Genomic DNA, 12,182 nt, shown 5'->3' with positions numbered 1-12,182 from the left:
GGAATCGAACCTCGTTTCAGCCTTGAGAAATCCGCCCCCCGGTGGAAATACTGATGCGAGGAAGACCAAGGACCGAAGGAATGTCGCTCTTGCGCAACTAGCGTCACTTCGTCTCGCACCGGTGTACGATCAAGGTCGAGGCCTGCACCGCCGGCGCGCCGGCAGTCTCGGACGTAATAGGCGGGCTGACCAGCGCGAGCGTTGCGACGAGGATTAAGCTAGGCGCCAAGCGGTCACGCCGAACACTTTGACCGTTTGAAAGACGGTTTTGGTTTTCCAATCTCAAATGGTGATTTTAGCTAAGTGCTTGATTTGAATGGCGCGCCCGGAACGATTCGAACGTCCGACCCTCAGATTCGTAGTTGAAAGGTCCTACCTCTGGCTACGCTAGGGCACCCTATTGCTTCCATTCGCTCGCCGAGCTTTCCAATTGCCGACCGACAGGCGTATGCCTGTTTCATTCGAGTTCGATCGGCTTCAATTGCTGCGTTTCGCACAAGGAAATCGATCATGGCTCGCCAGGAAGGCACGGTACTGAGACGAACGATCCGGCGGCATCAGCTCCGTGAAATGGTCCCTCTCGCCGACAGCACCATCTACGAGATGGAGCAGCGCGGGGAATTTCCGCGACGCTTCGCGCTCTCTCCTCGGTGCGTGGTGTGGGACCTGAGCGAGGTGGAGGCCTGGCTTTCGCTGCGCCGAAGCACTCCCCTCACCCGCCCTCCTCATCCAGACGTAAAGCTGCGACGAAGCCGCCCGGTCAAAGGGCAGGATCGGGCTCGAAGATCGGCATCGACGGCGGAATGAGGGTTGGCGCGTATTTTTGACCACCGACCCACGCGTCGATGATGTTCGACCACTCCTGCATCATGTGCCGGCGCTGCAGCTCGTACTCCGCCTTGTTGTAGACCCCGCGGGACGAGCGGCCATCCTCGTGCGCCAGGCACTTCTCGATCCAATCGCTGTTGAAGCCAAGCTCGTTGAGCAGCGTCGACGCTGTCCGCCTGAGGTCGTGGACCGTGAAATGTTCGAGCGGCAGCCCCTCGTTCCGAGCGCGCTCGACGACCGCGGTGGTGACACGATTGAACGTCGCGCGCGACATCGGGCTGTCGGCATCATACCGGGATGGAAGCACATATCGCGAGTTGCCGGCACAGGTCTTCAGCGCGATGAAGATATCGAGCATCTGGCGCGAGAGGTACACATTGTGTGCCTTCGACCGCTTCATCCGCTCCTTCGGTATGGTCCAGACGGCATTCTCGAAGTCGACCTCGTCCCAGGTCGCATCCTGCAATTCGCTTTTCCGCACCATCGATAGAAGATAGAGCCTGACGCCCAACCGGATGGTCGGGAGCGTCGCAACTTGCTCCAGCTGCTTGAGCATGATGCGGATTTCTGCCGGCGACAGTGAGCGATCGCGGGGTACGAACTGCGCGATGGAGGATGGGCCGACGTCGTCGGCTGGATTGGCGACCTTCTCTCCGTGCAGAATCGCAAAGCCATAGATCTGCTTGACGATATCGCGGACGTGGATCGCGGTTGCCGGCGCGCCCCGATCGACGATGGCCGCACAATGCTTCCGCAAATCGTCCGGCGTGATTTCGGACAACAGCCGCTTGCGCCAAGGCGGCAGCAGCTCTCGCTCGAAAATTGAACGGCGCATGGCCCGCGTGCTGTCAGCCATGGGAGCCGCCGTGAGCCACTTCTCGCCAAACTCTCCGAATGCCTTGGCTTCCATCAGGCGTCGCTTTGCGCGCTGCTTCTCAATGGCTGGCGAACGCCCCTCCTTGATGGCGCGCCTGGCGTCGATGCAGAGCTCTCTTGCTCGCGCAAGCGACAGGTCGGCCGGACCGTATTTGCCGAAGGTGATGGTCTCCCTGCGTCCGTTCATCCGATAGTCGAGCCGGAACGAGATCGAGCCCTTCGTGCTGACGAGGACGTACATGCCGTCCCGATCGGTCACCTTGTAGGATTTTTCCTTTGGTCTCAGATGCTTAAGCGCGGCATCGGTCAGCATTTGTCCGCCTTCTGGGTTCGATACCGTCAGGCCGATTTCGGCCGCGGATCTGAAGGAAAGCGACGCTATTTCAATTGGTTGGACCAAAAAAAATACCGTCAGGGCTCATTCCGAGCTGACGGTATCGATCAAAACGGGGTGGGAATATGGAAGCCGATGCCGTCAAACAGTCCGGCACGCGCGACCATCGCCCACCGATAGCCAGCGATAGCTATCGGAAGAATTTATTTTTGATCCAGAGGGTTAGAGCGTAGATTTGGATAGATCCGGCGAGCTTCGGATAGGCCCGAATTATTCCCACTCAATCGTCCCCGGCGGCTTTGATGTCACGTCGTACACCACCCGGTTCACGCCCTTCACCTCGTTGATGATGCGCGTCGCGGTGTTGCCCAAGAACTTCATGTCGAACGGATAGAAATCCGCCGTCATGCCATCCGTCGAGGTGACGGCGCGCAGGCCGACGACGTAATCGTAGGTGCGGCCGTCGCCCATGACGCCGACGGTCTTGACCGGGAGCAGCACGGCGAAGGCCTGCCAGATGGTGTCGTAGAGGCCGGCCTTGCGGATCTCGTCGATGTAGATGGCGTCGGCCTTGCGCAGGATGTCGAGCTTGTCGACCGTGATCTCGCCGGGGCAGCGGATGGCGAGGCCCGGGCCCGGGAACGGGTGGCGGCCGACGAACACGTCGGGCAGGCCGAGCTCGCGGCCGAGCACGCGGACCTCGTCCTTGAACAGCTCGCGCAGCGGCTCGACCAGCTTCATGTTCATGCGGGCTGGAAGGCCGCCGACATTGTGGTGCGACTTGATGGTCACCGAGGGGCCGCCGGTGAAGGAGACGCTCTCGATCACGTCGGGATAGAGCGTGCCCTGCGCCAGGAAATCGGCGCCGCCGATCTTCTTGGCCTCGGCCTCGAACACGTCGATGAAGAGTCGTCCGATGGTCTTGCGCTTCGCTTCCGGGTCGGTGACCCCTGCGAGCTCGCCGAGGAACAGCTTTGAGGCGTCCACATGCACCAGCGGGATGTTGTAGTGGTGCCGGAACAGGTCGACGACGGTCTCGGCCTCGTTGAGCCTGAGCAGGCCGTGATCGACGAACACGCAGGTGAGCTGGTCGCCGATCGCCTCGTGGATCAGCACGGCGGCGACGGCGGAATCGACGCCGCCGGAGAGACCGCAGATGACCTTGCCCTTGCCCACCTGGGCGCGGATCTTCTTGATCTCCTCGGCGCGGAAGGCGTGCATGGTCCAGTCGCCGCCGAGGCCGGCGATGTTGCGGACGAAGTTGCGGATCAGTTTTGCACCATCCGGCGTGTGCACCACCTCGGGGTGGAACATCAGGCCGTAATACTTGCGCTGCTCGTCCTGGATCACGGCGAAGGGCGCGTTTGGCGAGACGCCGGCAACCGAAAAGCCCGGCGGCATCTGCGTGATGCGGTCGCCATGGCTCATCCACACCTGGTGCTGCTCGCCCGGCTGCCAGACGCCGTCGAACAGGCGGCTCGATGTCTTGACCTCGACGTCGGCGCGGCCGAACTCGCGGTGGTGGCCGCCCTCGACGGTGCCGCCGAGCTGGGCGGCCATCGTCATCTGGCCGTAGCAGATGCCCATCACGGGCACGCCTGAATCGAAGATCAGTTGCGGGGCGCGCGGGGAGCCCTCTTCGTGGACGGATTCGGGGCCGCCGGAGAGGATCACGGCCTTCGGGTTCATCTGCCGGAAGGCGGCCTCCGCCTTCTGGAACGGCACGATCTCGCAATACACGCCGTCCTCGCGCACCCGGCGCGCGATCAGCTGCGTGACCTGGCTGCCGAAATCGACGATCAGGATCTTGTCGTGGAGCGCGGCCACGGAGGTGTCGGCGGCGGCGCTGGCGGGGGTGTTGGGCTGGGCTGTCATGGCAAGGAATTACGCCGAGAGCACGAGTCCCGCAACCCTTCGCCGGGGTTGACGCCCTTTCCTCCCCGTCATTCCGGGGCGCGCGGAGCGCGAGCCCGGAATCCATAACCACGACCGGGAGTATGGATTCCGGGCCCGCGCCAAGGGGCGCGTCCCGGAATGACAGCGTGCTTGTGGCAACGCCGTCATACCCCGCGAAGGCGGGGTATCCAGTACGCCGCGGCGTCTCGGTCGGACACGACCGGCGGGTGGATTACTGGGTCCCCCGCTTTCGCAGAGGACGACGGTGGAGGATGCCGCGGCTGCCTCCTCCGTCATTGCGAGCGCAGCGAAGCAATCCAGAGTCTCGCGCGCAACCCTGGATTGCTTCGCTGCGCTCGCAATGACGGCGGTGGGTGGAGTTTAGGCCTGCTTCTTCAATACCGACACGAAGAACCCGTCCGTCCCCGTCCGGCGGGGGGTCATCAGCCAGCCCTCCTCCGACTTCAGCGCGGCCTCGGCGAAGGCCTCGGCCTTGTCCCAGAGGACGGTGGCGGTCTGGTCGGGGGGCTGGATGGTGAAGGCCGGATGCCGCTCCACGAACGCTCTCACCTGGTCGCCGTTCTCCGGCTGGAGCACCGAGCAGGTGATGTAGGCGATGCGGCCGCCGGGCTTGACCAGGGCGGCGGCGCGGTCGAGCACCTCGGCCTGATCCTTCAGGCGGATCTCCAGCGCGCCGGGGCGCATGCGCCATTTGGCGTCGGGATTGCGGCGCCAGGTGCCGGTGCCCGTGCAGGGGGCGTCGATGACGACGAGATCGGCCGAGGCCTTGATGTCGGCGAGCGGATCGGCGTCACCCCTCGGGCTGCGGACGTCGGCATTGTGGACGCCGGCGCGCGACAGCCGCTCGTGGATGGGCGCCAGCTGGCGCTTGTCGTGGTCGGTGGCGATCAGCCGGCCCTTGCCGCCCATCATCGCCGCCAGGGCCAGCGTCTTGCCGCCGGCGCCGGCGCAGAGGTCGATGACCTGCTCGCCGGGCTTGGCGGCGGTGAACAAGGCCGCGAGCTGCGATCCCTCGTCCTGGACCTCGATGCCGCCCTTGATGAAATCCTCCTCGGCATGGATTCCGGGATTGCGCGCGTCGGCACCGAGCGTGATGCGCAGGCCGAGCGGCGACCACGGCGTCGGCACCGCGCCGAGATGCTTCAGCGAGGCCTGCACCTTCTCGCGCTTGGCCTTGAGCGTGTTGACGCGGAGGTCGAGCGGCGCGCGGCTGGCCATCGCCATGGCCTCGGCGACGCGGTCGTCGCCGAACACCGCAGTGAGATAAGGGTCGAGCCAGTCGGGATAGTCGCCGGCGACCGGCGGCGGCGCGCCCTCGGTCGTGCGCGAGGCCAGCGCCGTCTCCTCCTGCGCGGTCAAGGGCGGCGGGGCGAAGCGGCTGCCGTCGCACATCGCCGCGATGGTCGGCACATCGAGGCCGCGCTCGAGCTTGAGCATGCCGAGCACCCGCGCCCGCGCCGTGTCGTCCTCCATGACATAGGCGCTGGAGGCACGGCGGCGGAGCACGTCCCAGACCAGGCCCGCGATGGCGGCACGGTCGCCGGAGCCGGCGAAGCGGTGGCTGGTGCCCCAGTCCTTCAAGGCCTTGGCCGCCGGCGCCCTCTGGGCCTCGATGGTCTCGATGATGTCGATGGCGGCGGACAGCCGGGCGGCGGGGGTCATTCAGGAGGTCCAGTTCTAGATCAGGAGAAGGATCTTGAGGGCGAAATACAGCCACATCGCCAGCAGCACCAGCGCCGAGGCGATCCAGGCGAGCCCGCGCTGGCGGCTGTCCTTGGCGCCGCTGACGAGGCCCGCATTGACGAAGCGGGTCACCACGAACACCCAGGACAGCAGCACGATGACCAGATCGGCATGCCGCAGCGGCAGCGCAATCGCGATCAGCGCGTAGAACAGGGTCGGCAGGCCGAATTCGTCGGCGACGTCAGCGGTTTGTGCCCGTGTCCTGTTCCAGAACAGCAGCGCGAAGGTGAGCCCGACCTGCACGAAGACGGGCAGCAGCACCATGGTCAGCGACATGGAAATCCCCCTTGGGAAAGTCGAAGGCCCGGCATGATGCCGGGCCCTCGTGGATGAACCGGTTCCCTCAGGACTCCCGATAAGCGCCCGTGGTTCCCGCTTTTTTCCAGACAGGCTTAAGAATTACATCAGGTGTGGCTCAGGCCTTGTCGGGTCCGACCCGCACCAGCTGCTTGCCGAAATTGGCGCCCTTGAGCAGGCCCATGAACGCGGACGGCGCGTTCTCCAGGCCCTCGGTGACGTACTCCTTGTACTTGACCTTGCCGTCGCGGACCCAGGCCGACATGTCCTTGAGGAAGTCGCCATGGCGGGAGGCGAAATCGCTGACGATGAAGCCGCGGATGGTCAGCCGCTTGGTCAGCACATTGCGCATCAGCGCGCCGGCCCATTTCGGCGCCACCGACTGGGTGTCGTTGTAATGCGCGATCAGGCCGCAGACCGGCATGCGGGCGAAGGCGTTGAACAGCGGGAACACCGCCTCGAACACCGGGCCGCCGACATTCTCGAAATAGACGTCGATGCCCTTGGGACAGGCTTCCTTGAGCTTCGCGGCGAGATCGGGATCGCGGTGGTCGAGGCAGTCGTCGAAGCCGAACTCGGATTTCACATAGTCGCATTTGTCCTTGCCGCCGGCGATGCCGATGGCGCGGGCGCCCTTGATCTTCGCGATCTGCCCGACCGCCGAGCCGACCGCGCCGGAGGCGGCGGCGACCACCACGGTCTCGCCCGGCTTGGGCTGGCCGATGTCGAGCAGGCCGGTGTAGGCGGTCATGCCGGGCATGCCGAGCACGCCCACCGCGGTCGAGATCGGCGCCAGCTTCGGATCGACCTTGGCGAGGCCCTTGCCGTCGGAGATCGCGTGCGTCTGCCAGCCGGCGCGCGCCAGCACGATGTCGCCGGCCTTGAAGCCGGGATTGTTGGAGGCCACCACCTCGCACACGGTGCCCGCCTCCATCACGCCGCCGACCGGCACCGGCTGGGCATAGGACGGCCCGTCGCTCATGCGCCCGCGCATGTAGGGATCGAGCGACAGCCAGATCGTGCGCAGCAGCACCTCGCCAGCACCGGGCGTCGGGACGGCGTAGTCCTCGAGACGGAAGTCGGTCGGCTTGGGCTCGCCGACGGGACGGGCGGCGAGAACGATGCGCTTGGCTTGGGACATGGTGTTTCCTCCTGATGTTATTATGCTTGCTGAGGGAGCGGTGCCCTCTCCTCCGTCATTCCGGGGCGCGCGTTAGCGCGAACCCGGAATCCAGAGGTGAGGTGCGCAGGTGATGATGCAAGACAATATCGGGATTCCGGGTTCAGCACGCCGCGCGTTGCGCGTCGCGCTGCCCCGGAATGACGTGGGTATGGCTTACGCCCCGCCCGGATAGTTCGGGCTTTCGCGCGTGATCGTCACGTCGTGGACGTGGCTTTCGCGCAGGCCGGCGCCGGTGATGCGGACGAACTCGGCCTTGGAGTGAAATTCGCCGAGATCCTTGGCGCCGACATAGCCCATGGCGGCACGGAGGCCGCCGGCGAGCTGGTGCATGACGTTGCCGACCGGGCCCTTGTACGGCACCTGGCCCTCGATGCCCTCGGGCACGAGCTTCAAGGTGTCCTTGATGTCCTGCTGGAAGTAGCGGTCGGCCGAGCCGCGCGCCATCGCGCCGACCGAGCCCATGCCGCGATAGGCCTTGTAGGAGCGGCCCTGCCACAGGAACACTTCGCCTGGGGTCTCGTCGGTGCCGGCGAGCAGCGAGCCGACCATGGCGACGTCGGCACCGGCGGCGAGCGCCTTGGCGAGGTCGCCGGAGAACTTGATGCCGCCGTCGGCGATCACGGGCACGTCGGCCTTCTTGGCGGCCTCGACCGCGTCCATGATCGCGCTGAGCTGCGGCACGCCGACGCCGGCGACGATGCGCGTGGTGCAGATCGAGCCCGGGCCGATGCCGACCTTGACCGCGTCAGCGCCGGCATCGATCAGCGCCTGCGCGCCGTCGCGGGTGGCGATGTTGCCGGCGATCACCTGCACCGCGTTGGAGATGCGCTTGATGCGGTTGACCGCCTCGAGCACGCGCGAGGAATGACCATGCGCGGTGTCGACCACGACGAGGTCGACACCGGCCTCGATCAGCTTCTCGGTGCGCTCGAAGCCGCCCTCGCCCACGGTGGTCGCGGCGGCGACGCGGAGCCGGCCCTGGCCGTCCTTGCAGGCCAGCGGATGCGCGACCGCCTTCTCCATGTCCTTCACGGTGATCAGGCCGACGCAGCGATACTGGTCGTCGACGACCAGCAGCTTCTCGATGCGGTGCTTGTGCAGGATCTTCTTGGCCTCGTCCTGGCCGACGCCTTCGCGCACGGTGACGAGGTTCTCATGCGTCATCAGCTCGGAGATCTTCTGGCGCGGATCGGTGGCGAAGCGCACGTCGCGATTGGTGAGGATGCCGACCAGCTTGCCGGGGATGCCCTTGCCGCCGCCGGTGACCACCGGGATGCCTGAGAAGCCGTAGTCCTTCATCAGCGCCAGCGCGTCGGCGAGCGTGGCGTCGGGCGCGATGGTCAGCGGATTGACCACCATGCCCGACTCGAACTTCTTGACCTGGCGCACCTGGGCGGCCTGGCCCTCGGGATCGAAATTGCGGTGGATGACGCCGATACCGCCGGCCTGCGCCATGGCGATCGCCATGCGCGCCTCGGTGACGGTATCCATGGCGGAGGCCATGATCGGAATGTTGAGCGGGATCTCGCGCGTCACGCGCGAGCGAATGTCGACCTCGGAGGGCAGCACATCGGACAGGCCCGGCTTCAAGAGCACGTCGTCGAAGGTGAAGGCTTCGCGAAGTGTCTGGACGGTCGCCATCGTCAACTCCTTGTCTGCGGCCAAAACGGCCGCGATGCGGGTACGGATGAGCGACGCCGCCGTCGAGACCATGCCTCGCCGTCGAATCGGTGCCCATCGGTGGGGTTGACGCGGGTCGATAGCATGGGCCTGTGACGAATCAAAGGGCCGATCCGCTGTCCTCCCGCGATTGCGAAGAACGGCCCAGACCGGCCCTGATCAGGTCCGAAACGCGCAACAAAAGGTCGCGAAGCCCCCGATTCTGGAGCAGAAGTTCCGCGCCTCTAGCGCCATGCGCCCGGCGGTGGCCCGTAGCGGCGGATGGCCTCGACCACCTCGCGGTGCCGCCGGTCCTCCCGCCGCATGTGCACGGCGACCAAAGCGTGCGCCGAGGGCACCAGCAGCATGACGTGGAAGAACAGGCCGAGGACCAGGCACACCAGACACAGCAGCAGGTTGAAGATCGCCGCGAACGGCTGCCCGTTGAGCAGCAGACCCAGCGGCGGCACCAAAGCGGCGAGCAGGTAGATCATCGGCACATCTCCAACAAAACGGGACGCGGCAGCGTCACGCTGCATCTAGGGGGCCATGCCAGCAGCGCAATGGCCTCGTTCGCCGCAGGGTGTTAAAGCCCCGGCGCCCGCCCTCGTCCTCCCGCTGCCGACCTCCGATGAACAAGCAACGCGTCATTCCGCTGATCGTCGCCACCGCCCTGTTCATGGAGAACATGGACTCCACGGTCATCGCGACCTCGCTGCCGGCGATCGCCAGGGACATCGGCACCAGCCCGCTGACGCTCAAGCTCGCCATCACCTCCTATCTGCTGTCGCTGGCGGTGTTCATCCCGGCGAGCGGCTGGACCGCCGACCGCTTCGGCGCGCGGCGCGTGTTCTCGAGCGCGGTCGCCGTGTTCATGATCGGCTCGATCGGCTGCGCGCTCGCCAACTCCGTCGAGAACTTCGTGTTCGCGCGCATCCTGCAGGGCATGGGCGGGGCGATGATGACGCCGGTCGGGCGCCTCGTGCTGCTGCGCTCGGTCGACAAGAGCGCGCTGGTCGGCGCCATGGCCTGGGTCACCATCCCCGCGCTGATCGGTCCGGTGATCGGACCGCCGGTCGGCGGCTTCATCACCACCTATTTCTCCTGGCACTGGATCTTCCTGATCAACATCCCGATCGGCATCGTCGGCATTATCATGGCGCTGCGCTTCATCGATCCGATCAAGAGCGACAATCCCGAGCCGTTCGATCTCTATGGCATGGTGCTGGCCGGCATCGGCCTCGCCGGCCTCGCCTTCGGTCTCTCGGTCGCCGGTCTCAACCTGCTGCCGTGGCCGGTGGTCGCGAGTCTCGTTGCGATCGGCGCGATCTCGATGACGCTCTACGTCCGCCACTCCTGGCGCACCAACTCTCCTGTGCTCGATTTCTCGCTGCTGCGGCTGCCGACCCTGCGTGCCTCGATCGTCGGCGGCTTCATGTTTCGCCTGGGCATCGGCGCCCTGCCCTTCCTGCTGCCGCTGCTGATGCAGCTCGGCTTCGGGCTGTCGCCGTTCCAGTCCGGCCTCGTCACCTTCGGCTCCTCCGCCGGGGCAATGGGCATGAAGGCGCTGGCCGCGCGCCTCATCCGCGCCTTCGGCTTCCGCCATCTGATGACCGTCAATGCCGTCGTCAGTTCGGTCTTCCTCGCCGCCTGCGCGCTGTTCACGCCGGCGACCCCGCTGCTGCTGATCCTGATCATTCTCGTGGTCGGCGGCTTCTTCCGCTCGCTGCAGTTCACCGCGATCAACACCGTCGCCTATGCCGAGGTCGAGACCGCGCAGATGAGCCGCGCCACGACGCTCACCAGCGTCAACCAGCAGCTCGCGATCTCCGCCGGCGTCGCGGTCGGCGCGTTCTCGGTGGAGACCACGATGTGGGTGCACGGCGCGAGCCAGCTCACCGCGGCGTCCTTCGCGCCCGCCTTCATCGTCGTCGCGATCACGTCGGCGCTGTCGTCGATCCTGTTCTGGCAGATGCCGGACGACGCCGGCAGCGAGATCTCAGGCCGCAAGGTGGCCGCGATCGCGAGCCGCAAGGGCGCCGAGAAGGGCGCGGAGAAGGCCGCCAGGAAATCGGCGAGCGAGACCACGCATGATGCGCGGGATCAAAAGCTCGGCTGATCGTCCCGCTTCCGGCTCAAGGCCGCCTCGCCCCGGACTTCCAGTAGTCGGCCAGGCGATCGGCCCACATCCGCGCGTGCAACTCGGTGCCGGCATGGCTCATGTGGCAGCCATCGTGGCGCAGCTTGAGCCCGATCTGGTCGGTATCCGGGCCAGGATAAACGCCGAGTGCCGGGTTCGGCACGGCGGCCTGGGCTGAACGGATGATCTCGTCGGGAACACTGCCGCAGAGCGTCGCCGTGGCGACGAAGATCGGCGCCGTCAGGTCGGCCGCCCGCAGGCCGGCAACGATCTCAAGATAATTGCGCAAGTAGGACAGTCGTCCCGCTTCCTTCATTTTCGCAGTGACGTGCAGGGACGCGCCGTCCTCCGCGCCATTGGTGGAGAACGCGAAGGCGTTGTACTCGCCCTGATGCCAGAGCACCGCGCTCGGTTCGAGATTGGCCTCGCGCAGGCCGGCGACGGTTGCGAGCAGCACCTCGAAATACTTGCCGCCGCGGGCGCGCCACTCCTCGAGATAAGTCCCGCCGATCGCAACGGGTGCGATCACGACCGTCTTCGCCAGCCCGCGATCGATCAATTCGTCGCCCAACCGGGTGGCGACGTTCTCGCCCTCGCCCGGCGTTCCCAGCAATGGATTGCGCGCCACGTAGCAGCGGCCGTCGAAGCGGTCGAAATTGTAGAACCGGTTGTGAGGCTGATAGAGCCGGCCACTCTGATCGGGCGCGCCGGTGTTGGAGATGTTCGACTGGCCCGCGGTCAGAAGCACCACCAGCCCCTCGCGCGGAATCGCGTCGCAGGCAACCGGCGTGGCCCTGGCACGCACGGCCTCGTTGTCCGGCAGGAGGCAGCGCGAGGCGTTGCCGCCCGCGATGAAATCCGCGTCAGAACCGTACAGTGCACGGGCCAGGTTGCGTCCCTGCAGCAGGCTCTGCACCTCCGGGTCTCCGCTCGCGCCATCGATACGACGGTCGATGTCGGCAAAGGCGGCGCGCCGCGTGCGCACCTGCTCCAGCAGTGCCAGGAACCCAGGGGCGGTCGAGATGGGTCCGACGGCGCAGGGAACGCAATTGCCGTCGCGCGATTTGGCCGAGGTGGTCGGCTGGCAGACGTCGCGGGCCGGCAGCACCTCCGCAGCTCCTGCCGTCGCGGTCAACGAGACGGCCAACCACGCTGCGACAAGCGTGGCCACGATTGCGCGTCGCATCATGCTCGGATCACTTCTT

Annotated in this window: 10 protein-coding genes; 2 read left to right on the top strand and 8 right to left on the bottom strand. The window is 66.0% G+C overall.

The genetic code is table 11. The features are described 5' to 3' along the window. Positions 1 to 510: 510 nt before the first annotated feature. Positions 511 to 807: a helix-turn-helix transcriptional regulator gene (locus tag QW863_RS08815; protein ID WP_315767572.1), complete on the top strand. Its 297-nt coding sequence runs from the start codon at positions 511 to 513 to the stop codon at positions 805 to 807. Here the strand turns inward: QW863_RS08815 and QW863_RS08810 are convergent. From QW863_RS08810 to QW863_RS08780, 7 genes are all read right to left on the bottom strand, one after another. After that, positions 761 to 2,017 carry a tyrosine-type recombinase/integrase gene (locus QW863_RS08810; protein ID WP_315767570.1) on the bottom strand — a complete coding sequence of 419 codons (1,257 nt, stop codon included), beginning with the start codon at positions 2,015 to 2,017 and terminating at the stop codon, positions 761 to 763. The two genes, QW863_RS08815 and QW863_RS08810, sit on opposite strands and share 47 nt — an antisense overlap. A 291-nt stretch (positions 2,018 to 2,308) precedes the next feature. Next, the gene (gene guaA, locus QW863_RS08805) at positions 2,309 to 3,913 is read right to left on the bottom strand and encodes a glutamine-hydrolyzing GMP synthase (RefSeq protein ID WP_315714406.1); all 1,605 of its coding nucleotides are present in this window, start codon (positions 3,911 to 3,913) and stop codon (positions 2,309 to 2,311) included. Between the two features lie 402 nt (positions 3,914 to 4,315). Next, on the bottom strand, positions 4,316 to 5,617 hold the full coding sequence (locus QW863_RS08800; RefSeq protein ID WP_315714407.1) for an RsmB/NOP family class I SAM-dependent RNA methyltransferase: 1,302 nt from the start codon (positions 5,615 to 5,617) through the stop codon (positions 4,316 to 4,318). A 15-nt stretch (positions 5,618 to 5,632) separates the two neighbouring features. Beyond that, positions 5,633 to 5,974 (bottom strand): MAPEG family protein, encoded by a 342-nt coding sequence (locus QW863_RS08795; protein ID WP_315714408.1) that lies wholly within the window; start codon positions 5,972 to 5,974, stop codon positions 5,633 to 5,635. A gap of 139 nt (positions 5,975 to 6,113) precedes the next feature. After that, positions 6,114 to 7,136: an NADP-dependent oxidoreductase gene (locus tag QW863_RS08790; RefSeq protein ID WP_315714409.1), complete on the bottom strand. Its 1,023-nt coding sequence runs from the start codon at positions 7,134 to 7,136 to the stop codon at positions 6,114 to 6,116. A 195-nt stretch (positions 7,137 to 7,331) separates the two neighbouring features. After that, the gene (gene guaB, locus QW863_RS08785; protein ID WP_315714410.1) at positions 7,332 to 8,819 is read right to left on the bottom strand and encodes an IMP dehydrogenase; all 1,488 of its coding nucleotides are present in this window, start codon (positions 8,817 to 8,819) and stop codon (positions 7,332 to 7,334) included. A gap of 263 nt (positions 8,820 to 9,082) precedes the next feature. After that, the gene (locus QW863_RS08780; protein WP_315714411.1) at positions 9,083 to 9,331 is read right to left on the bottom strand and encodes a hypothetical protein; all 249 of its coding nucleotides are present in this window, start codon (positions 9,329 to 9,331) and stop codon (positions 9,083 to 9,085) included. A 137-nt stretch (positions 9,332 to 9,468) separates the two neighbouring features. Between QW863_RS08780 and QW863_RS08775 the strand changes: the two genes are divergently transcribed. Next, complete coding sequence (locus tag QW863_RS08775; protein WP_315714412.1) at positions 9,469 to 10,956, top strand: MDR family MFS transporter; 1,488 nt, start codon at positions 9,469 to 9,471, stop codon at positions 10,954 to 10,956. Between the two features lie 16 nt (positions 10,957 to 10,972). Here the strand turns inward: QW863_RS08775 and QW863_RS08770 are convergent, their stop codons facing one another. Continuing rightward, positions 10,973 to 12,166, bottom strand: coding sequence for a sialate O-acetylesterase (locus tag QW863_RS08770; protein WP_315714413.1), 1,194 nt, complete (start codon positions 12,164 to 12,166; stop codon positions 10,973 to 10,975). Positions 12,167 to 12,182 lie beyond the last annotated feature (16 nt).

The organism is Bradyrhizobium sp. SZCCHNR1017 (genome assembly GCF_032381375.1).
Taxonomy (GTDB): domain Bacteria; phylum Pseudomonadota; class Alphaproteobacteria; order Rhizobiales; family Xanthobacteraceae; genus Bradyrhizobium.
Note: the sequence above shows the minus strand (reverse complement) of the source record. Positions and strands in the feature narration are given on the sequence as shown.

What these genes read in the sequence shown, in the direction of transcription:
- QW863_RS08815 (WP_315767572.1), top strand. Translation starts at nt 511, where the DNA reads ATGGCTCGCCAGGAAGGCACGGTACTGAGACGAACGATCCGGCGGCAT.
- QW863_RS08810 (WP_315767570.1), bottom strand. Translation starts at nt 2,017, where the DNA reads ATGCTGACCGATGCCGCGCTTAAGCATCTGAGACCAAAGGAAAAATCC.
- guaA (WP_315714406.1), bottom strand. Translation starts at nt 3,913, where the DNA reads ATGACAGCCCAGCCCAACACCCCCGCCAGCGCCGCCGCCGACACCTCC.
- QW863_RS08800 (WP_315714407.1), bottom strand. Translation starts at nt 5,617, where the DNA reads ATGACCCCCGCCGCCCGGCTGTCCGCCGCCATCGACATCATCGAGACC.
- QW863_RS08795 (WP_315714408.1), bottom strand. Translation starts at nt 5,974, where the DNA reads ATGTCGCTGACCATGGTGCTGCTGCCCGTCTTCGTGCAGGTCGGGCTC.
- QW863_RS08790 (WP_315714409.1), bottom strand. Translation starts at nt 7,136, where the DNA reads ATGTCCCAAGCCAAGCGCATCGTTCTCGCCGCCCGTCCCGTCGGCGAG.
- guaB (WP_315714410.1), bottom strand. Translation starts at nt 8,819, where the DNA reads ATGGCGACCGTCCAGACACTTCGCGAAGCCTTCACCTTCGACGACGTG.
- QW863_RS08780 (WP_315714411.1), bottom strand. Translation starts at nt 9,331, where the DNA reads ATGATCTACCTGCTCGCCGCTTTGGTGCCGCCGCTGGGTCTGCTGCTC.
- QW863_RS08775 (WP_315714412.1), top strand. Translation starts at nt 9,469, where the DNA reads ATGAACAAGCAACGCGTCATTCCGCTGATCGTCGCCACCGCCCTGTTC.
- QW863_RS08770 (WP_315714413.1), bottom strand. Translation starts at nt 12,166, where the DNA reads ATGATGCGACGCGCAATCGTGGCCACGCTTGTCGCAGCGTGGTTGGCC.